At 67.1% G+C, this 21314-nt stretch carries 16 protein-coding genes; 11 read left to right on the top strand and 5 right to left on the bottom strand.

Annotated features, from left to right (window positions below; all coding sequences use genetic code 11):
• Positions 1-20: 20 nt before the first annotated feature.
• Positions 21-2816: a [protein-PII] uridylyltransferase gene (locus tag QX135_RS00745; RefSeq protein WP_316161210.1), complete on the bottom strand. Its 2796-nt coding sequence runs from the start codon at positions 2814-2816 to the stop codon at positions 21-23.
• A 196-nt stretch (positions 2817-3012) separates the two neighbouring features.
• Here QX135_RS00745 and QX135_RS00740 point away from each other — a divergent pair, with 196 nt between their 5' ends.
• From QX135_RS00740 to QX135_RS00720, 5 genes are all read left to right on the top strand, one after another.
• On the top strand, positions 3013-3987 hold the full coding sequence (locus tag QX135_RS00740) for an aliphatic sulfonate ABC transporter substrate-binding protein (RefSeq protein ID WP_316177670.1): 975 nt from the start codon (positions 3013-3015) through the stop codon (positions 3985-3987).
• Positions 3988-4293: 306 nt separating this feature from the next.
• Positions 4294-5142: an ABC transporter permease gene (locus tag QX135_RS00735; RefSeq protein ID WP_316177669.1), complete on the top strand. Its 849-nt coding sequence runs from the start codon at positions 4294-4296 to the stop codon at positions 5140-5142.
• The gene (locus tag QX135_RS00730) at positions 5142-5927 is read left to right on the top strand and encodes an ABC transporter ATP-binding protein (RefSeq protein ID WP_316177667.1); all 786 of its coding nucleotides are present in this window, start codon (positions 5142-5144) and stop codon (positions 5925-5927) included. The genes QX135_RS00735 and QX135_RS00730 overlap by 1 nt, the downstream gene beginning before the upstream one ends.
• 56 nt (positions 5928-5983) lie before the next feature.
• Positions 5984-6493, top strand: coding sequence for an OsmC family protein (locus tag QX135_RS00725; RefSeq protein ID WP_315756858.1), 510 nt, complete (start codon positions 5984-5986; stop codon positions 6491-6493).
• A 218-nt stretch (positions 6494-6711) separates the two neighbouring features.
• Positions 6712-7515 (top strand): hypothetical protein, encoded by an 804-nt coding sequence (locus tag QX135_RS00720; protein ID WP_316177665.1) that lies wholly within the window; start codon positions 6712-6714, stop codon positions 7513-7515.
• Between the two features lie 217 nt (positions 7516-7732).
• Here the strand turns inward: QX135_RS00720 and mutS are convergent, their stop codons facing one another.
• Positions 7733-10465, bottom strand: coding sequence for a DNA mismatch repair protein MutS (gene mutS / locus QX135_RS00715; protein WP_316177663.1), 2733 nt, complete (start codon positions 10463-10465; stop codon positions 7733-7735).
• 362 nt (positions 10466-10827) lie between these two features.
• On the opposite strand from mutS, the gene pcaF reads away from it, so the two are divergent.
• From pcaF to QX135_RS00700, 3 genes are all read left to right on the top strand, one after another.
• Entirely contained in the window at positions 10828-12036 is a 1209-nt protein-coding gene (pcaF, locus tag QX135_RS00710; protein WP_316177661.1) for a 3-oxoadipyl-CoA thiolase, read from the top strand.
• 71 nt (positions 12037-12107) lie between these two features.
• Complete coding sequence (locus tag QX135_RS00705; protein WP_316177658.1) at positions 12108-13001, top strand: dioxygenase; 894 nt, start codon at positions 12108-12110, stop codon at positions 12999-13001.
• Positions 13002-13060: 59 nt separating this feature from the next.
• The gene (locus QX135_RS00700) at positions 13061-14125 is read left to right on the top strand and encodes a phosphotransferase (protein ID WP_316177656.1); all 1065 of its coding nucleotides are present in this window, start codon (positions 13061-13063) and stop codon (positions 14123-14125) included.
• A 599-nt stretch (positions 14126-14724) separates the two neighbouring features.
• Here QX135_RS00700 and QX135_RS00695 read toward each other — a convergent pair.
• The 3 genes from QX135_RS00695 to QX135_RS00685 are packed head-to-tail and all read right to left on the bottom strand — an operon-like array spanning position 14725 to position 17911.
• Positions 14725-16284 (bottom strand): DHA2 family efflux MFS transporter permease subunit, encoded by a 1560-nt coding sequence (locus QX135_RS00695; protein WP_316177654.1) that lies wholly within the window; start codon positions 16282-16284, stop codon positions 14725-14727.
• 6 nt (positions 16285-16290) lie between these two features.
• On the bottom strand, positions 16291-17439 hold the full coding sequence (locus QX135_RS00690) for an HlyD family secretion protein (RefSeq protein WP_316177653.1): 1149 nt from the start codon (positions 17437-17439) through the stop codon (positions 16291-16293).
• Positions 17432-17911 carry a MarR family transcriptional regulator gene (locus QX135_RS00685; protein WP_316177651.1) on the bottom strand — a complete coding sequence of 160 codons (480 nt, stop codon included), beginning with the start codon at positions 17909-17911 and terminating at the stop codon, positions 17432-17434. The genes QX135_RS00690 and QX135_RS00685 overlap by 8 nt, the downstream gene beginning before the upstream one ends.
• A 176-nt stretch (positions 17912-18087) precedes the next feature.
• Between QX135_RS00685 and QX135_RS00680 the strand changes: the two genes are divergently transcribed.
• The 3 genes from QX135_RS00680 to ispG all read left to right on the top strand — a co-directional run bounded on the left by QX135_RS00680 (position 18088) and on the right by ispG (position 21047).
• Positions 18088-18579 carry a Fur family transcriptional regulator gene (locus tag QX135_RS00680; protein ID WP_315735296.1) on the top strand — a complete coding sequence of 164 codons (492 nt, stop codon included), beginning with the start codon at positions 18088-18090 and terminating at the stop codon, positions 18577-18579.
• Between the two features lie 199 nt (positions 18580-18778).
• A complete protein-coding gene (locus QX135_RS00675) occupies positions 18779-19732 on the top strand; it encodes a DMT family transporter (protein WP_315735294.1) in 954 nt (317 codons plus the stop codon).
• A gap of 13 nt (positions 19733-19745) precedes the next feature.
• Positions 19746-21047 carry a flavodoxin-dependent (E)-4-hydroxy-3-methylbut-2-enyl-diphosphate synthase gene (gene ispG, locus QX135_RS00670; protein ID WP_316177648.1) on the top strand — a complete coding sequence of 434 codons (1302 nt, stop codon included), beginning with the start codon at positions 19746-19748 and terminating at the stop codon, positions 21045-21047.
• Positions 21048-21314: the final 267 nt, after the last annotated feature.

Genomic DNA, 21314 nt, shown 5'->3' with positions numbered 1-21314 from the left:
CAATGCCGCGCAATGGTCTCTCATGCCGCCGGTTGGGCGGCCGCGTCGTCGTTCGCCAACAAATGCAGCAGCGCGCTCTTGATCGCCGCCTGCCGGGTCGGCGCGTTGATCTGCGCGCCCAGGAGGTCGGTGACGTAGAACACGTCGCGGGCGCGTTCGCCGAAGGTGGCGACATGGGCCGAGGCGATGTTGAGATTCAGCTTCGAAATCGCGGTGGTCAGCTCGTAGAGCAGGCCGGGGCGGTCGAGGCCGGAGACCTCGATGACGGTGTAGAGCTCCGACCATTGATTGTTGATGGTCACTTCCGGCTCGACCGAGAACGCCTTGTGCTGCTTGCCGCGCGTCGTCCGCCGCGCCACGGCGTCCGGCAGCCGCAGCTTGCCCTCCAGCACCTGCTCGATGGTCTCGCCGATCCGGGTCGCACGCCGGCCCTCGTCCTCATCGCGCTCATACTCGCGGGAGATCGCGATGGTATCGAGCGCGCGGCCGTCGGTCGTGGTATAGATCTGGGCATCGACGATGTTCGCCCCGGCGGAGGCGCAGGCGCCGGCGATGATCGACAGCAGCCACGGATGGTCCATCGCGAAGATCGTCAGCTCGGTCACGCCGCGCGCCGGATCGAAGCCGACATTGATCGCGAGCTTGTGGCCGGCATCCTCGCTCGATCGCACGAAGCGGGCATGGCGGATCTTGCGCGGCAGCTCGACCTTGAGCCAGTAGGCCGGATAATGCCGGCCGATATAGGTGTTGAGCTCGTCCTCGGGCCAATCGGTGAAGGCGTTGCGGAATTCAGCCTGCGCCGCGGTGATGCGCTTGGCGCGGTTGACCTCGGAGAAGCCGCCGGTCAGCACCGGCTCGGTCTCGTAGTAGAGCGTGCGCAGCAGTTGCGCCTTCCAGCCGTTCCAGACGCCGGGGCCGACGCCGCGGATATCGGCGGTGGTCAGGATGGTCAGCAGCTTCATCTGCTCGACGGACTGCACCACGGCGGCGAAATTCTCGATCGTCTTGCGGTCCGACAGGTCGCGCGACTGCGCCACCGTCGACATCGTCAGATGCTCCTCGATCAGCCAGGCGACCAGCTCCGTGTCGGCATTGTTGAAGCCCAGCCGCGGGCACAGCCGGCGCGCGATCTTGGCGCCGGCGATGGAATGGTCCTCGGGCCGTCCCTTGGCGACGTCGTGCAGCAGCACGGTGATGTAGATGACGGCGCGGTGCTCGGGCCGGATCTTGCGCATCAGGTCGGAGGCCAGGGTGAACTCGTCGATGCCGCCGCGCTCGATCTCCTGCAGAAAGCCGATGCAGCGGATCAGGTGCTCGTCGACCGTGTAATGATGATACATGTTGAACTGCATCATCGACACGATGCGGCCGAAGGCGCGGATGAAGTGGCCGAGCACGCCGGTCTCGTTCATTCGCCGCAGCACGACCTCGGCATCGTTGGAGGTCAGGATCTCCATGAACAGCCGGTTGGCCTCGGGATCGTCGCGCAGCTCGGTGTTGATCAGGTTCAAGGAGCGCGTGACGGCGCGCATCGCGTCGGGATGGAAGGCGAGGTTGTTCTTCTGCGCCAGCCGGAAGATGCGGATCAGATTGACCGGATCGTGCTTGAAGACGTCGGGCGCGGCGAGGTTGATGCGGTTGTTGTCGACGATGAAGTCGTCACTCTCCGGCACGCGCCGCCAGGTCGAGCCGGTGGTCAGGCGCGAGATCATCCGGCTCAGCACCGGCGCCGGCTTGGCCTGTTGGTCCTCGAGCTTGGCGCACAGGATGGCGGTGAGATTGCCGACCTCCTTGGCCACCAGGAAGTAGTGCTTCATGAAGCGCTCGACATCCTGCATGCCGGGATGGCTGGTGTAGCCGAGCCGCACCGCGATCTCGCGCTGCAGGTCGAATGACAGCCGCTCCTCGGGCCGTCCGCTGACGAAGTGCAGGTTGCAGCGCACCGACCACAGGAAATCGGCGCAGCGCCGGAAGGTGCGGTATTCATGCGCGTCGAACACGCCGCGCTCGACCAATTCAGCGGTCTCACGCACGCGATAGACATATTTGGCGATCCAGAACAGCGTATGCAGGTCGCGCAGGCCGCCCTTGCCGTCCTTGACGTTGGGCTCGACGAGATAGCGCGACTGGCCGCCGCGGCGGTGCCGCTCCTCGCGCTCGGCCAGCTTGGCGGCGACGAACTCGGCGGCGGTGCCCTGCACCACCTCGTTGTCGAAGCGCGCGACCAGCTCGTCATAGAGCGGCCGGTCGCCGGCGAGATAGCGCGTCTCCAGGATCGCGGTGCGGATGGTCATGTCGCCGCGCGCCTGGCGGATTGACTCGTCGACCGAGCGGGTCGCATGGCCGACCTTCAGCCCCATGTCCCACAGCGAGTACAGGATGGCTTCGGCGACCTGCTCGCCCCAGGCGGTCTGCTTGTAGGGCAGGATGAACAGGAGATCGATGTCGGACTCCGGCGCCATCAGGCCGCGGCCATAGCCGCCGGTGGCGACCACCGCCATGCGCTCGGCGCCGCTCGGCACTTGCGAGCGGTAGAGGTGCTGGGTGGCCGCGGCGTAGAGGATGCGGATGATCTCGTCCTGCACGAAGCAGAGCTGCTCGGCGCAGCGCCGGCCGTGGCGGTCCTTCAGCAGTTGCGCCTGGGCCGCTGCGCGCGCCTTGACCAGCTCGGCCTTGAGGAATTGCACCACCGCGGCGCGGAACATGTCCTCGCGGCCCGAATGCTGCGCGGCCAACGCGTCGACCGCAACCGCGATGCCGGCGCTGTCGAAATCGGAAAGGCTATCGGGGTGGGAATTGGGGGCGACGCTGTCCATGGATGCAACCGGATATCGAACAAGGCCTGTGCTGTCACGAAACTTCCAATGCAACAATCGATCCATGCTGTCATCGGTGGTCACGGGATGATGATCGTTCTGAATGGTGCCGTCGAAAGGAAAAGCAATTCTCGCGCGCCCCTGGCATAACTCATTGAAACCACAGCAATGTTTCTTGAGGCTTGGAGGGGTGACGATGGGTGGATTGTCGAGGCGCGGATTTGCTGCGGTTGCGGCCGTGGTTCTCCTGGGATGCGGCGCTGCACGCGCGGCCGAGCCGGTGAAGGAGATCCGCTTGGACTGGGCGACCTACAATCCGGTGTCGCTGGTGCTGAAGCAGAAAGGACTGTTGGAGAAGGAGTTCGCGAAGGACGGCATCAGCATCGTCTGGGTGCAGTCGGCCGGCTCCAACAAGGCGCTCGAATTCCTCAACGCCGGCTCGCTCGATTTCGGCTCGACCGCCGGCTCCGCCGCGTTGGTCGCCAGGATCAACGGCAATCCGATCAAGTCGGTCTACGTCTATTCGCGGCCCGAATGGACCGCGCTGGTCACGGCCAAGGATTCCAAGATTGCCTCCGTGGCTGACCTCAAGGGCAAGCGGGTCGCGGTGACCCGTGGCACCGATCCGCACATCTTCCTGGTGCGCGCGCTGCTGTCGGCGGGCCTCACCGACAAGGACATCACGCCCGTGCTGCTGCAGCACGCCGACGGCAAGGCGGCCTTGATCCGCGGCGACGTCGACGCCTGGGCGGGGCTCGATCCGATGATGGCGCAGGCCGAGGTCGAGGAGGGCGCCAGGCTGTTCTACCGCAAGGCCGACGCCAACACCTGGGGCATCCTCAACGTCCGTGAGCAGTTCCTGAAGGACAATCCCGAGATCGTCCGCCGCGTGCTCGCCACCTACGAGGTCGCACGCAAGGACGCGCTGGCGAATTACGACGACCTGAGGAAGACCTTCATCGCCGTGACCAAGCTGCCGGAGACCGTCGTCGACAAGCAACTCAAGGAGCGCACCGAGCTGACCCACAGCCGCATCGGCGCGCCCCAGCGCGAGTCGATTTTGGCTGCTGGCCTCGCTTTGCAGCAGGCCGGTGTCGTCGATGCCAAGGTGGATGTGAAGGCGACGCTGGATGCCCTGATCGACGACCAGGTCCCGCTGCCGACGAACTAGGGCTTGCACGGCTCGGGCAATAGGCCGCTGCGCCAAATCGCCTGTGCCAAGAGCCGGCGATCAAGAACCGGTGTCGTCCCGGACAAGCCCGCCAACGCGATAGCGTTGGCGGGCGCAGATCCGGGACCCATACTCCGTGACGCCTGTTGTTGACCACGTTGGAGCGGCATCTCGCTCCACAACGACCGCCGCGGAGTATGGGTCCCGGCGCAAGGCCGGGACGACAGCGAGTTTGGGGCGCCGTCCTTGGCCACCATCGCCATCCGCCCCCACGCCTTGCATTCACACCCGAGCGCTGTTCTCACTATGACCATGACCGTCGAACTCCAGGCCCCCGCCGCGGCGGCCACACCGCAGACCGCCAGCCAGCCATGGCTCACGCGGCTGACGCGCCCGCTGCTCGGCTTGCTGCTGCCGCTGTCGCTCGCACTCGCCTGGGAGCTTGCCGTCCGGGCCGGCTGGTCCAACGGCCGGCTGGTGCCGCCGCCCTCGAAGGTCTTCACCACCATCGCCGAGCTCGCCCGCTCCGGCGAACTCTCCCGCCACATCACGATGACCTTGACCCGCGTCGGCGTCGGTTTTGGCCTCGGCGTCATTGCCGGAACTGTCCTCGGCGGCATCTGCGGCTATTGGGGCCTCGCCCGGCGGCTGGTCGATCCCACCATCCAGGCGTTGCGCGCGATTCCCTCGATCGCCTGGGTGCCGTTGTTCATCCTGTGGCTCGGCATCTTCGAGACCTCCAAGGTGGCGCTGATCGCGGTCGGCGTATTCTTCCCGGTCTATCTCGGCCTGACCGGCGCGATACTCTCGGTCGACCGCAAGATCGTCGAGGTCGGCCGCATCTTCCGTCTCTCCGGGCCGGCGATGATCCGCCGCATCCTGCTGCCCGCGGTGCTGCCGGCGTACGTCGTGTCGCTGCGCGTCGGCCTCGGCTTGGGGTGGATGTTCGTCGTCGCCGCCGAGTTCATGGGGGCGTCGGAAGGGCTCGGCTACCTCCTGATCGACGGCCAGCAGCTCGGCAAGCCGGCGCAGATCGTGGCGGCCATCGTGATCTTCGCCATCATCGGCAAGGCGACCGACTGGCTCCTGGAGATCGCCACCGCGCCGCTGTTGCGCTGGCAGGACAGCTTCGCACGCCAGAGCGGGGCCGCCTGATGCTGTCGTTGCAAGCCGTCACCAAGGTCTATCCCAACGGCGTCCACGCGCTGGAGCGGTTCTCGGCCGAGATCCAGCTCGGCGAGATCATCGCCATCATCGGCGGCTCCGGCTGCGGCAAGTCGACCTTGCTGCGCGCCGTCGCCGGGCTCGACCGCGCCAGCGCCGGCACCGTGACGCTCGACGGTGAGGCGATCACGGCGCCGCATCCCAAGGTCGGCATCATCTTCCAGGAGCCGCGGCTGCTGCCGTGGCTCACGGTCGCCGACAACATCGGCTTCGGCCTGTCCGAGCTGCCGGCGGCCGGGCGCCGCGATCGCGTCGCGCGCGCGCTCGAACGTGTCGGCCTCGCCGACAAAGCGAAGGTCTGGCCGCGCGAATTGTCCGGCGGCCAGGCGCAACGCGTCGCGATCGCCCGCGCATTGGTGGCGCAGCCGGAGGTGCTCCTGCTCGACGAGCCGTTCTCTGCGCTCGATGCCTTCACGCGCAAGGATCTGCAGGACCATCTGCTCGACCTCTGGGCCGATACGCGCCCGACGCTGGTGCTCGTGACCCACGACGTCGAGGAAGCCGTGGTGCTGGCCGACCGCGTGCTGGTGATGCGGCCGCATCCGGGCCGGCTGTTCGAGGAGATCACCATCAATCTGTCGCGGCCGCGCGACCGCAACGCGCCCTTGTTCGACCAGTTCAGGCGCCATGTGCTCACTGCACTGGACCGCTCGCTCGACCGGACGATGCCGGACACGCAGGGCAGGCGTGACGCCGGCGGCGGCCTGTGGTGGTGACTTTGGCGGCCCGGCCCGGTACATCTCGTCCGAAATGACTCCGGGAGAGAACGACAATGGATGCTGCCGAGCTGCGCGCCATGCAGGCGCCGATCAAGGAACGCTACAAGGCCGATCCGTCCGCCGCCGTCATCACGCTGAAGGCCAAGGGCGAGGTCGGCGGTGAGGGCCTGACCTGCAAGCTCGAGACCGGGCGCGCAATGGCTGTGGCCGGCCTGCATCCGGGGACCGGCGGCTCGGGGCTCGAGCTGTGCTCCGGCGACATGTTGCTGGAGGCCCTGGTGGCCTGCGCCGGCGTCACCTTGAAATCGGTCGCGACCGCCGTCGAAGTCCCGCTCAAGAGCGGCCTCGTGCTGGCCGAAGGCGATCTCGATTTCCGCGGCACGCTCGGCGTCGACAAGGAGGCCCCGGTCGGCTTCCAGGAAATCCGCCTGCGCTTCGAGGTCGACACCGATGCTCCGCAGGACAAGCTCGACCTGCTGCTCAAGCTCACCGAGCGCTATTGCGTGGTCTATCAGACCATCAAGAACGGCCCGAAAGTGTCGGTGAGCCTGAAGCGGGTGTAGTTGCACGGCGGCGCTGCCGCTGAGGAGACAAGCTGTTGAGGCTCGCTCGGTCTGCGCCTCCCCGTGTGCGGGGGAGGTCGCCGTGCATCGCAGATGCGCGGCGGGTGGGGGACTTCTCTCCACACGGCACACCCATCATCACCACCCGAGCCGCGCCCCCACCCCGGCCCTCCCCCGCAGGCGGGGGAGGGAGCCCACCGCCCGCGCCGCATGAGCTGATGTCCCTCGATCTCTCCTTCCTGCTGCTGCTCGGCCTGCGCATGGCGATCGCGGCGTCGTTCGTGGTGTCGGCGTCGATGATCGCCGAGCGCACCGGGCCTGTCATCGGCGCGCTGGTCGCGACCCTGCCGATCTCGGCGGGGCCGACCTACGTTTTCCTGGCGCTGGACCACGATGCCGCCTTCATCGCGCAGGGCGCGCTGACCAGCCTGCCGATCAACGCCGCGACGATCTTCCTCAGCTTTGCCTATGCCGTGCTGGCGCAGCGCCGCAGCGTGCTGGTGGCAAGTGCCACGGCGGTGGCGGTGTGGCTCGGCCTCGCGGTGCTGATCAAGAGCGTGCAGTGGACGTTGTTGATGGGCATCGCCGCCAACGTCGTGACGTTCGCCATCTGCCTGCCGCTGCTGCAGCGCTATCGCCATGCCAAGATGCCGCTACTCACGCGGCGCTGGTACGACGTGCCGCTGCGTGCCTCGCTGGTCGCAACGCTCGTCGCCACCGTCACCTCGGTCTCCGGCTGGGCCGGCCCCAGCGTTTCCGGCATCCTGGCGCTGTTTCCGATCGTCTTCACCTCCATGATGCTGATCCTGCAGCCGCGCATCGGCGGCCCCGCCACCGCCGCCGTGCTGGCCAATGGCGCCTGGGGCCTGATCGGCTTCTCGCTCGCCGTCGTCGTGCTGCATCTCGGCAGCCTGCACCTCGGCGCTACAGTCGGATTGAGCGGTGCGCTCGCGACCTGCGTCGGCTGGAATCTCGGCCTGTGGTGGCTGGGGCGACGGAAGGCAGCTCCTCAGCTTGCGTAGGGTGGGCAAAGCGAAGCGTGCCCACCGAGTTGCATGTCACGCTGCAAATGGTGGGCACGACGCCTCGCGTCTTTGCCCACCCTACGGCACCGTGAACTCATCTCTCTGTCATTCCGGGGCGACGCCGCAGGCGGCGAGCCCGGAATCCATCTGGCTGCATGCGCTGACGAAGGATGGATTCCAGGTTCGCGCTGCGCGTGCCCCGGAATGACGGCAACTACTTGTTCGGCAGTTTCGACTTCAGTTGATACAGCGCGTCCATCGCCTCGCGCGGGGTCATCTCGTCCGGATGCAGCGCCTTCACGGCGGCGATCAGTTCCTCTGCCTCCTTCGACATCGCGGGCTCCGCAGTCGCGCGCGAGGGCACCGCGAACAGCGGCAGGTCGTCGACCAAAACGCGCGCGCTCTGGCCGCGGTCCTGGGCCTCCAGCTTCGCGAGCACCGCTTTGGCGCGGCTGATCACGGCCGGCGGCAGGCCGGCGAGCTTCGCGACCTGGATGCCGTAGGAGCGGTCGGCGGAGCCGGGCAGCACCTCGTGCAGGAACACCACGTCGCCCTGCCACTCTTTGACCCGTACCGTGGCGTTGAACAGCCTCGGCAGCTTGGCGGCGAGGGCGGTCAGCTCGTGATAATGCGTCGCGAACAGTGTGCGGCAGCGGTTGCTCTCGTGCAGATGCTCGATCGCGGCCCAGGCGATCGACAGGCCGTCGAAGGTCGCGGTGCCGCGCCCGATCTCGTCGAGGATCACCAGCGCGCGCTCGCCGGCCTGGTTGAGGATCGCCGCGGTCTCGACCATCTCGACCATGAAGGTCGAGCGCCCGCGTGCGAGATCGTCGGCGGCGCCGACGCGCGAGAATAGCCGGTCGACGATGCCGATGCGGGCCCGGCTCGCCGGCACGAACGATCCAATTTGGGCCAACAAAGCAATGAGCGCGTTCTGGCGCAGGAAGGTGGACTTACCGGCCATGTTCGGACCGGTGAGCAGCCAGAGCTGGCCGCTCTTGTGTCCCGGCGTCGGCGACAGGTCGCAGGAATTGGCGATGAACGGCTGGCCTTCGCGCTTGAGTGCCTGCTCCACCACGGGATGGCGGCCGCCCTCGATGGCGAAGCCGAGCGAGCCATCGACCTCGGGGCGCACATAGTTGTCGTCGACCGCGAGCTTGGCCAGCGCGGTCGCGACATCGAGCATCGCAAAGCCGTGCGCGGCAGCGCGCAGATCATCGCCGATCGCAAGCGCCGACGCGCAGAGCCGGTCGAAGATCTCGAGCTCGAGATTGAGCGCGCGTTCGCCGGCATTGGCGATCTTGGCCTCGATCTCACCGAGCTCCGACGTGGTGAAGCGCACCTGGCCGGCGAGGGTCTGGCGGTGGATGAAGGTCGCGTTCAGCGGCGCCGACATCAGCTTGTCGCCATGCTGCGCGGTGACCTCGACGAAATAGCCGAGCACGTTGTTGTGCCGAATCTTGAGGGCCTTGACGCCGGTCTGGTCGGCGTAGCGCGCCTGCATCGAGGCGACGACGAGGCGCGAGGCATCGCGCAGATTGCGCGTCTCGTCGAGTGTCGCGTCGTACCCGGCGCGGACGAAGCCGCCGTCGCGCTTGATCAGCGGCAGCTGCTCGTCGAGCGCGCGGGCGAACTCCTCGGCGAGCGCCCGCGCGGGCCGCGCCAGCGCAGCCATCACGGACGTGACGTCTTGCGGCGGCTGCTCCAGCGCGGACAACCGCGCGAGCGCCTGGTCGGCGGCAAGGATGCCGTCGCGCAAGGCGGCGAGATCGCGCGGGCCGCCGCGGCCAACCGAGAGCCGCGCCATGGCGCGGGTCATGTCGGGCGCGCCGCGCAGGATGGAGCGGATGTCCTCGCGGGCGGCGCCGTCGGTGACGAACGTGGCGACTGCATCGAGACGGCGCCCGATCTGCGCCGGCTCCGTCAAGGGCGCCGCGAGCCGTTGTGCCAGCAGCCGCGAGCCGGCGGATGTGACCGTGCAGTCGATCGCGTCCAGCAGCGAGCCGCGCCGCTCACCGGCGAGCGTGCGCGTCAGTTCGAGATTGGCGCGGGTCGCCGGATCGATTGCCATGGTGCTGCCGGTCGCCTCGCGCGCCGGCGGCGCCAGCGGCGGGCGCTGGCCGACCTGCGTGCGCTCGACATAGGTGACGCAGGCCGCGGCGGCCGTCGCCTCCAGCCGCGACAGCACTGCGAGGCCGTCCATGGTGGCCACCGCGAAATAATCGCACAGCCGCCGCTCGGCGGTGGCACCGTCGAACACGTCGCGCGTCAGCGGCGTCACCGCGGCGAGCTCGCGCAGCGCAGGCTCGAATGCCGTGTCCGAGTACAGCGCGTCGGAGACGATGACCTCGTTCGGATTGATGCGCGCCAGGGTCGCGGTCAGTTCCGCGAACGCGCATTCGGTGACGATGAAGTCCGAGGTCGAGATGTCGATCCAGGCGAGCCCGAGCCGATCGCCGCCGGACGAGCCGCGGCTGCGCACGATCGACAACAGATAGTTGTTGGCGCGCGCATCGAGCAGATTGTCTTCCGTCAGCGTGCCCGGCGTCACCACGCGCACCACGCCGCGCTTGACCACGCTCTTGTTGCCGCGCGCCCGCGCCGCCGCCGGATCCTCCATCTGCTCGCAGACCGCGACGCGGATGCCCTGCGCGATCAGCCGGTGCAGATAGTCCTCGGAGCGCTCGACCGGCACGCCGCACATCGGGATGTCCTGGCCCAGATGCTTGCCGCGCTTGGTGAGCACGATGCCGAGCGCCTTCGACGCGACTTCCGCGTCCTCGAAGAACAGCTCGTAGAAATCGCCCATCCGGTAAAACAGCATCAGGCCCGGATGCGCCGCCTTGATGTCGAGATACTGCTCCATCATCGGCGTGAGCTTGGCCGGCGCCTCGGCGGGCGCGGCGTCGGGCGGAACGGAGACGGAGATGGGCTGCTGGATCGTCATGGCGCGGAAACTAGCCAATTTGCCCGGACGGTCCTACCGCTTTGCGGGCGATGTCCCGGTTTTCCACGATGAGCGGTGCCTGCTGTTGCACCTCCCCCGCTTGCGGGGGAGGTCGTATCGCATCGAAGATGCGATACGGGTGGGGGAAGTCTCTCCTCAGGGGATTCTCGCTTGGGGCTGCCCCCCACCCCAACCCTCCCCCGCGAGCGGGGGAGGGGGCGCACCGGTCGCGCGGTCAACGGCGTCGTCTATGACGGGCTCCATGCATGCCACCCCGCGTCCCCGTCATTTGACCTGCTCCCATCGCACTCCTAAAACCGCCGTCAATTTTGACCAGAAACAGTGAGATCCGGGAGAGAGCGATGCGAGACGTGTTTATTTGTGATGCGGTGCGGACCCCGATCGGCCGCTTCGGCGGCGCGCTGGCGAAAGTGCGCACCGACGATCTCGCGGCGACACCGCTGAAGGCGCTCAAGGCCAAGCATCCAAATCTCGACTGGGCGGCGGTCGACGAGGTGTTCTTCGGCTGCGCCAACCAGGCCGGCGAGGACAACCGCAACGTCGCGCGTATGGCGCTGCTGCTCGCGGGCCTGCCGGATTCAATTCCCGGCCAGACCTTGAACCGTCTCTGCGCCTCCGGTCTCGACGCGGTCGGCGCGGCGGGACGTGCGATCCGCGCCGGCGAGGTCGATCTGGCGATCGCCGGCGGCGTCGAATCGATGACGCGGGCGCCGTTCGTGCAGGGCAAGGCGACCGAGGCGTTCTCGCGCTCGGCCGAGATCTTCGACACCACGATCGGCTGGCGCTTCATCAATCCCCTGATGAAGCAGCAGTATGGCGTCGATTCGATGCCGGAGACCGGCGAGAACGTCGCCGAGGAATTCCAGGTGTCGCGCGCCGACCAGGACGCGTTCGCGATCCGCTCCCAGCAGCGCGCCGGAAAGGCGATCGCCTCGGGCTATTTCGCCGCCGAGATCACGCCGGTGTCGGTGCCCGGCGGCAAGGCAGGGCCCGTGACCGTCGACAAGGACGAGCATCCGCGCCCCGAGACCACGCTCGAAGGCCTCGCCAAGCTGAAGCCGATCGTGCGCAATCCGGGCACGGTGACCGCCGGCAACGCCTCCGGTGTCAATGACGGCGCGGCCGCGATGATTCTCGCGTCGGAGGCCGCCGTGAAGAAGCACGGCCTCAGGCCGCGCGCGCGCGTTCTCGGCCTCGCCTCGGCCGGCGTGCCGCCCCGCATCATGGGCATCGGCCCGGTGCCGGCAGTGCGCAAGCTGATGGAGCGGCTCGGCCTGAAGATCACCGATTTCGACCTGATCGAGTTGAACGAGGCGTTCGCGTCTCAAGGCATCGCCTGCCTGCGCCAGCTCGGCGTCGCCGACGATGCCGATTTCGTCAACCCGCATGGCGGCGCCATCGCGTTGGGACATCCGCTCGGCATGAGCGGCGCGCGCATCGCGATGACCGCGGTGCACGGCCTCGAGGTCCGCGGCGGCAAGCGTGCGCTCGCCACGATGTGCGTCGGCGTCGGCCAGGGCGTCGCGCTGGCGGTCGAGACGATCAACTGACGAAGCGCTAAGCGCTTCGTCATTCCGGGTTCGATGCTTTCGCATCGCCCCGGAATGACGGAGAATTGACCATGACCATCTCCCGCGAACAGGACGTCACGCCGGCGGTGCTGGCGGTGATGGAGCAGACCACCAATCCGCGGCTGCGCGAGATCATGGTCTCGCTGATCAAGCACCTGCATGGCTTCGTCCGCGATGTCAGGCTGACCGAGGCCGAATTCCGCGAGGCCGCCGCCCTCGTCGCCGAGCTCGGTCAGCGCACGAACGACACCCACAACGAGGTGGTGCTGATGGCCGGCTCGCTCGGCGTCTCGCCGCTGGTCTGCCTGCTCAACAATGGCGATGGCGGCAACACCGAGACCGCGCAGTCGCTGCTCGGTCCGTTCTGGCGGCTGAATTCGCCTGTTACCGCGAACGGCGGCTCGATCGTGCGCTCGGCGACACCAGGGCCGGCGTTGTTCGTCAACGGGCGCGTCGTCGATCCCCATGGCGCGCCGGTCGCCGGCGCCGAGGTCGACGTCTGGCACGCCTCCCCGGTCGGCACCTACGAGAACCAGGACCCGGAGCAGGCCGACATGAACCTGCGCGGCAAGCTCACGACCGATGCCGACGGCCGCTTCTGGTTTCGCTCGGTGATGATGGTCGGCTATCCTATCCCGACCGACGGCGTGGTCGGCCGACTGCTGAAAGCGCAGGGCCGCCATCCTTATCGGCCGGCGCATCTGCATGCGCTGATCGTCAAGCCGGGATTCAAGGTCCTGATCTCGCAGGTCTACGACCCCAACGACCCGCACATCGACAGCGACGTCCAGTTCGGCGTCACCAACGCGCTGCTCGGCAACTTCATTCGCCACGACACGCCGCACCCGACCGAGCCCGACGTCACCACGCCCTGGTATTCGCTCGATCACGTCTACCGGATGGAGATCGGCGACACCGTGCTGCCGCGCGCGCCGATCAAGTAGCGCTTCGGAATATCCATGCTAGTGTGGGCAAGCTGCAACCCTGAAGGGACGGCGCCCACATGTCCTCCACCGACTTGCCGTCCGTCGCCAAGCCTGCCGCGTTGACGGCGACGATGCGTGAGGCGGGTGTGCTCGAGTCCGGCGCGGTCTCGCACGTCGCCGTGATCAGCGACCGGCCGATGCTGTTGTCGCGCATCATCCGCCTTGGTTTGTCCTATAGCGGCGCGGCCCCGGACGCGCCGAAGGCGCTGATCCTGAAAATCCCGATGCCGGCCTTCGCTAAGACGCTGTGGCGGGGCGGGCGCCACGAGGTCAACTTTTATCGCGGACTGGCGCGGCTCATGCCGACGGGCCTGGTGCCCGGCTCTTACGGCGGCGCGTGGGACGAAGCCGCGCTCACCTGGCACTTGTTGCTCGAGGATCTCACCGACACGCACCAGACGGCGACGCCATGGCCGCTGCCGCCCGCGCTGCCCCAGGCCGAGGGGATCGTGCGGGCGCTGGCGCGGCTGCATGCGGCGTGGTGGGACGATCCGCGGCTTGGCGTGTCCATCGGCAGCTTCGCGACCGCGGACGAGCGCGCCGAGCGCGGCAGGACCTTTGCCGGCCACTATCAGCGCTTCGCCGATCAGTTGGGAGACCGCCTGAGCGCGGACCGGCGCGCGGTCTACGAACGCCTGATGGCGGCGACGCCGCGGCTCTCGGAACGCCATCTGTCGCGGCGAAACCTCAGCATTGCGCATGGCGACGCGCATGTCTGGAATTTTCTGGTGCCGAAGGCCGCCGACAGCGACGACGTGCGCGCGTTTGATTTCGACCAGTGGCGGATCGGCGTGCCCGCGAACGATCTCGCCTACATGATCGCGCTGCAGATCTATCCCGACCGTCGGGCGCGGATCGAGCGGCCGTTGCTCGACAGCTATCATCAGACATTGGTCGCAGGCGGTGTGACCGGCTACGACAGGGCGTCGCTGGATCAGGACTATCGTCTCGCCGTGCTCTGGCACATCGCCCAGCCGGTCTGGCAATGGGCGATCCAGCTCCCGCCGGTGATCTGGTGGAATAATCTCGAGCGCATCTTCCTTGCGTTCGACGATCTCGGCTGCCGCGAATTGCTGGACTGACGGTGCCTCCCTCGAGACAGGGCCGCACGCGCGCGGCGAGGTCTTTGTCGGTACACGTCACTGCGGTGCATTTGCCGTCGTCGCTACCAGCCCCCTTGAGTAAGCAATCACGATGCTGCCCGTGGCGCCGCGTCAAACTCCGCTGTCATTCCCGCGAACGCGGGGATCCATAGCCACCGGCCGATGTGTGTTGCGCGACAGGCTCAGCATGGAGCCTGCCCCAAGCGAGACCACGCGGTATGGGTCCCGGGTCGGCGCCCGCTGACGCTTTGCGTCATCGGGCTTGCCCGGGACGACAGCGGAGGTTCTCGGTTTGGGATTCTTGATACCGTCAGCCCGCGACGCGAGCGACCAATTCCCCCGGGGCTGGGGGCGGCGCTGGAGGAGCCACCGCCCCCGCCCGGCACATCACGAGTGGGGCGCTCATGAAGTGCAGTCCCTGCGCGCAACTCATACGCAGAGAACCGAGTGGGGTGAGCAGAAGATAGCCGGAAACGCGCCGGATTGAAGTTACAAATCCATCACGTCGCGGTCACCTTTTTGCTATCCCGGTCCCGCTGCGTCTCAACAGCGCACGCTTTTTCCGTCGCGGGGAACGGTCACTCCATCACCGCGTGATCGGCCGGTGCCGCCTGCGCGCGCAGTGCCGTCCGAGTCGAGCCGATCATGACCGCGAGCGGGATCGAGACCAGGATGAACATCATGACCAGCTGGTAGTCGTGCGAGAAGGCGAGGATCTGCGCCTGCACCATCACCATCGCATCGGCCATCGCGCGGCCGGCATCCGTGGACTGGTTCAGGAGGCCGGCAACATTGGGCATCTGCAGCGCGTGATTGAACGGGTTGATGTGCTCGACCAGGATCGCATGGTTTCGCCGCGTTCCCTCGGTGAGCTGCGCGATCGCAATGGAGATGCCGATCGAGCTTGCGACATTTCGCACCAGGGTCAGCATCGAGGTTCCATCAGTCCGTAGCTCGCCCGGCAGCGTCAGGAACGCAACCGTCGACAGCGGCACGAAGACGAGGCCGAAGCCGAACCCCTGCATGATGCTGATGGTGATGATCTCGGGCACGCCGGTCTGGTCGGTCCACGCCGTCATCTGGAACAGCGACAGCGCCGTGAGCGCAAGCCCGACGATGATCAAGGTGCGGGCCTCGATATAGCGCAGCATCCGCCCGACCAGCATCATCGCGACGAACGTACCGCAGCCGCGCGTCGCCAACAGCACGCCGGCGGTGATGATGGGATAGCCGATGACGTTCTGCAGATAGGGCGAGGACAGCGCCATGGTCGAGAACAGCACGAGGCCCATCACGGTCATGAACACGCAGCCGCCGACGAAATTGCGGTCCTTGAACAGCGCGAACTGGATGAACGGGCGCTGCGTCGTCAGCGAATGCGCCAGGAAATAGTAGAAGCCGACGCCGGCGACGATGAACTCGATGATGATCTCGTTGCTTTCGAGCCAGCCCTGGTCCTCGCCGCGGTCGAGCGCGATCTGCAGCGAGCCGGTGCCGATAGCGAGCGCGGCGAAGCCGAACCAGTCGAACGTCAGCTCGCTGTTCGGCTCGGTCTCCTCCATGAAGGCCATCAGCCCGAGCACCGTGACCGCGCCGAATGGCAGATTGACGAAGAACACCCAGTGCCAGGAATAGGACTCGGTCAGCCACGCGCCGAGCGACGGGCCCATGATCGGGCCGAGCATCACGCCCATCCCCCAGATCGCCATCGCCTTGGCGCGCTCGTGCAGCGCGTAGGAATCGAGCATCACGGCCTGCGACAGCGGTACCAGGGAGGCGCCGAACACGCCCTGCAAGAGGCGGAACAGCACCATCTGCGTGATGTCCTGGGCAAGCCCGCACATCACGGACGCGATGGTGAAGCCGGCCGAGCAGACGATGAAGGTGCGCTTGCGGCCGAAGCGGTTGGCGATCCATCCCACCGGCGCGGTCATGATCGCGGCCGCGACGATGTAGGACGTCAGCACCCAGTTGATCTGGTCCTGCGAGGCCGACAGCGTACCCTGCATGTAGGGCAGGGCGACGTTGGCGATGGTGGTGTCGAGCGCCTGCATGATCGTCGCCGTCATGGCGCAGATCGTCACCATGTTGCGGCGGAATCCCGGAACCGCCGATGATGAGGCCGCCGGCGCAGTCATGGCGCGCTACTCCTCCTTCTCCGCCGCATGCGCCGCTCCGAACAGCCCGGCCAGCGTGCGCTCGTGGCCGGTGTCGATCGATACGTTGACGCTCATGCCGGCCTTCAGCCTGGCGACGAACCTGTCGGTCTTGTCGAAATGGATCCGCACAGGCACGCGCTGCACGACCTTGACGAAGTTTCCGCTCGCGTTCTGCGGCGGCAGGATCGCGAACTGTGCGCCGGTGCCCGGCGACAGCGAGCCGACCGTGCCCTTGAAGCGATGGTTCGGGAAGGCGTCGACGTCGAGTTCGACCGGCTGGCCGACCGCGACATAGGTGAAGTCGCTCTCCTTCGGATTGGCGTCGACCCAGGGATTGCCGACATCGATCACCGAGAACACCGGCGTGCCCGCGGTGACGAAGCGGCCGAGCTGGATCTGGTCGACCTGCGTGGCGATGCCAGGCATCGGCGCGCGCAACGTGGTGTGGTCGAGATCGCGCTGGGCGTCCTCGAGCTTGGCCTTGGCCTGGATGTAGGGCGGGAACTGCTCCAGCGGCAGCTCGGGATTGCCGAGCAATTGCGTTTTCGCGTTCGATAGCTGCTGCTTGATGTACTGCGCCTGCGCGCTCGCCGTCACCAGCGCATTGGCGGCGTTGTCGAGGTCGAGCTGAGAGCCGAAATTGTTCTTGGCGAGCGTCTGCTTGCGTTCGACGTCCTTCTGCTTCAGCTCGATGCCCTGCTGGGCCAGGTCCAGCATCTGGCCGTAGATCTTGATGTTGGCGGTGAGGTTGTCGTAGGTGGTCCGCGCCTGCTCCAGCGCCGCCTTGGTCTGGTCGACCGCGAGGCGGTAGGGCACGGGATCGATCTCGAACAACTCGTCGCCCTTCTGCACCTGCTGGCCTTCCTTGACGACGACCTTGATGATCTTGCCGGAGATGTCGGGGGTGATGAGCACCTTCTGGGCGCCGACATAGGCGTCGTCTGTCGTCACGTAGCGGCCGCCGTTGAGATAGAGCGCGAGGCCGCCGACGGCGGCGACGAGCGGCAGCACGACCAGCAGCAGCGTGCGACGGTAGCGGCGCACGAATCCGGGGCGCGCCGGCTTTTCGGCGGCGGCCGCCGCATCCGAGCCGGCTTTCTGTTCGGGGGCGAGTTTCAGGGCGGGCTCAGCCATAGCGCTGCTCCTTTCGCTGCTCGTCGCACAACGACTGCAGGGCGTTTCTCACGTTTTCTTTGATGGCCTCGAGGTGGGTCATCAGCCGCTCGGCGTCGTCGGCGCTGATGCCCTGAAGGGCGGTGTCGGTCAGATCGCCGCGCAGCACCGCGAGCTTCGCGAGCAGCGGACGCGCGGCCTTCTTCAGATAGAGCCGGTTGACGCGGCGGTCGGTGTCGTCGCCGCGCCGCTCGATCAGCCCAGCCTCGGCGAGCTTGTCGATCAGCCGCGTCAGCGTGATCGGCTGCATCTCCATCTGCTCGGCGAGCTCGGACTGCTTCATCCCCTCGTTGCGCTCCACCTTGGCCAGCACGGCCCATTGCGCGCGGGTCATGCCGAAGCGCGCCGCCTCCTTGTCGGCATAGGCGCGCACCAGGCGCTGCAACTCGCCGAGCGTAAACAGGAAATTCACGTCCGCGGACGTGCGGGTCATGGCGGATCTCGATTCAGTGGCGGAAGAAATTGAGCTTTGGCTGTAATGAGCCTCCGATATAATAAGCAAGCTTATGAATATTTGATGGCCCCGCCGAGCGCACCGACCCCGCCGAAGATGCATGGCTCGGCCGGGGGCCTTTGGCGAGACCGGCCCGAGATGCTAGATTGTCAGCAATGACCCTCGCAAAGCCCACCTTCCCGGCGCCGGACCACGACCATGGCCGCTGCGCGGCCGATGCCCTGGACCATGCCGAGCGCATCTGCGCTCAGCGCGGCCAGAAGTTCACGTCGCAGCGCCGCCAGGTGTTGGAGGCGCTGCTGTCGAGCCACCGGCCGCTCGGGGCCTACGAGATCATCGAGGAACTTGCCAAGGTCACCGCGCGGCCCGCGCCGATCACCGTGTACCGCGCGCTCGAGTTCCTGATGGCGAACGGCCTGGTGCACCGCATCGAGAGCCGAAATGCCTTCCTCGCCTGCGCCCACGACCACGAGCAGACCGCGCTGGTGGCGTTCCTGATCTGCGAGAGCTGCGGCGCCGTTGGCGAGGTTCCGGCTGCGCCGATCGCGGAAAGCCTGAAGCTGGCCGCTGCGGCAACGGGCTTCACACCGAAGCTTTCCGTCGTCGAGATCACCGGGTTGTGCGCGCATTGCCAGAGGGTCGCGTGAGGTCCGTCACTGCGGCCGAAGCTATACACGTGTGAATGACTGTCGTATTCGAGGTTCAGCGCGAGAACGGTGCGCGCAGGGAGAGGCCAGCACCGCCGCCGCTCTACCTCCGCATCATCTCCGACCGACAAAGACAAAGCTGACCACACCTTGATGGCGGTCCGAATACAAAGAAGCGCGCCAGGGAGCCAACGTCCTCGTGTCCGCAACGTCAACCTCATCCGCCGCGACCCGGCCGCTCGGCCTGGGCGCGATCGCCGTCATCCTCGTGCTGTGCCTGTCCTGGGCGTTCAATCAGATCGCGGTGAAGCTCGCGCTGCCTGAAATTCCGCCGCTGCTGCAGGCCACCTTCCGTTCGCTCGGTGCGCTGCCGGTGCTGCTGGTGTTCGCGCGGGTGCGCGGCGTGAAGATGTTCGAGCGCGACGGCACGCTGGGGCTCGGCCTGGTGGCAGGCCTGCTGTTCGGCTTGGAATTCGTGCTGATCTATCAGGGCCTGCTGCTGACCTCGGCGTCGCGCGCCATCGTGTTCCTGTATACCGCGCCGTTCTTCGTCGCGCTCGGCTCGTTCCGCTTCCTCGGCGAGCGGATGGGGCCGGCGCAATGGGGCGGGCTGGCGCTCAGCTTCACCGGTGTGGCGCTGGCGATCGGCATTCCCCAGGCCGATGTCGACGGCCGCGTGCTGCTCGGCGATCTCCTGGTGGTCGGCGGCGGCCTGCTCTGGGGCGTGACCACGGTGTTCGTCAAAGGCACCCGACTGCGCTTCATCGCGCCCGAGCGGGCATTGGGGTACCAGGTGGCGGTCTCCGTCCCGATCATGGCCGTGGCGGCCCTCATTGCCGGGGAGCGGTTGACCCAGGTTCCCAGCCCGTTCGTGATCGGCCTGATGGCCTACCAGTCGATCTGGGTGGTCGGGACCACGTTCACGATCTGGTTCGCCCTGATCAAGGCCTACTCGGCCAGCAAATTGTCGGCATTTACCTTCATCACCCCTTTATTCGGGGTGGTGGCGAGCTATTTCATCCTGCATGACGCCCTGACGCTGGCCTTTGGCCTGGCTGCCGTGCTTGTGATCGTTGGGCTTTTTCTCGTAAACCGCCCGAACCGCGTGGTCCTGGCCGCGACTGATCCATTGCTGAATGTCACCAAAACCTGATATCCGAGCGCCCATGAACAAGCCCGAGATCCTGACCGAGAACACCTCAGCGTCCGATGTCGCCGGACCCGCTCCCCGGCATCAGACCACCCGCGTCATGGTCGGCAACGTCGCCGTCGGCGGCGGCGCCCCGATCGTGGTGCAGTCGATGACCAACACCGACACCGCCGACGTCGACCAGACGGTGGCCCAGGTTGCAGCGCTGGCGCGCGCCGGGTCCGAGATGGTCCGCATCACGGTCGACCGCGAGGAGGCCGCCGCGGCCGTCCCGCAGATCCGCGAGCAGCTCGACAAGCGCGGCATCACCACGCCCCTGATCGGCGACTTCCACTATATCGGCCACAAGCTGCTGACCGACTATCCGGCCTGCGCCGAGGCGCTGGCGAAGTACCGCATCAATCCCGGCAATGTCGGCTTCAAGGACAAGCGGGACACCCAGTTCTCGACCATCATCGAGCTCGCCAACAAATATGGCAAGCCGGTGCGCATCGGCGCCAATTGGGGCTCGCTCGACCAGGAGCTGCTCAGCAAGCTGATGGACGAGAACGCCGCCTCCGCGAGCCCGCGCGACGCCCGCGCGGTGATGCGCGAAGCGATGGTGCAGTCGGCATTGCTGTCGGCCGCCCGCGCCCAGGAGCTCGGCATGCCGAAGGACCGCATCATCCTGTCGGCCAAGGTCTCGGCCGTGCAGGACCTGATCGCGGTGTATCAGGACCTCGCCGCACGCTCCGACTACGCCATTCATCTCGGCCTCACCGAGGCCGGCATGGGCTCGAAGGGCATCGTCGCCTCCTCGGCCGCGCTCGGCATCCTCCTGCAGCAGGGCATCGGCGACACCATCCGCATCTCGCTGACGCCCGAGCCCGGCGGCGACCGCACGCTCGAGGTGCAGGTCGCGCAGGAGCTGCTGCAGACCATGGGCTTCCGCACCTTCGTGCCGCTGGTCGCGGCGTGCCCGGGCTGCGGCCGCACCACCTCGACCACGTTCCAGGAGCTGGCGCGCTCGATCCAGGATTTCATCCGCGAGGAGATGCCGTCCTGGAAGACGCAATATCCCGGCGTGGAAGCGCTCAACGTCGCCGTCATGGGCTGCATCGTCAACGGCCCCGGCGAATCCAAGCATGCCAATATCGGCATCTCCCTGCCCGGCACCGGCGAAGCCCCGGCCGCGCCGGTCTTCGTCGACGGCAAGAAGTTCCGCACCCTGCGCGGGCCCACCATCGCCGCCGACTTCAAGGCGCTGGTGATCGACTACATCGACCAGCGATACGGCAGCGGCGCGAAAGCGCCGGAGAACGTGACCGCGGCGGAGTAGGGCGGCACGCTGGTCCCGGCTCAGCCAGCGGCGGCTCCTGTCCGCTGGGTTGATCGCGCGGTTGCTTGCGGCGAGAAGGCCTGACCATTCGTTACTCCGTCATGCCCGGGCTTGTCCCGGGCATCCACGTCGTTCCGAGGATGCCGAGCGGCGTGGATGGCCGGGACGAGCCCGGCCATGACGATGTGGCAGCAGACGGTCGCACAACTCCGATCGTCATATGCGATCCCTCTGTCGCAGGCGGGGAGCTTGAGAAAGAGTCCTCAG

The sequence above is a fragment of the Bradyrhizobium sp. SZCCHNR1098 genome (assembly GCF_032489375.1).
Classification (GTDB): Bacteria; Pseudomonadota; Alphaproteobacteria; order Rhizobiales; family Xanthobacteraceae; genus Bradyrhizobium.
Note: the sequence above shows the minus strand (reverse complement) of the source record. Positions and strands in the feature narration are given on the sequence as shown.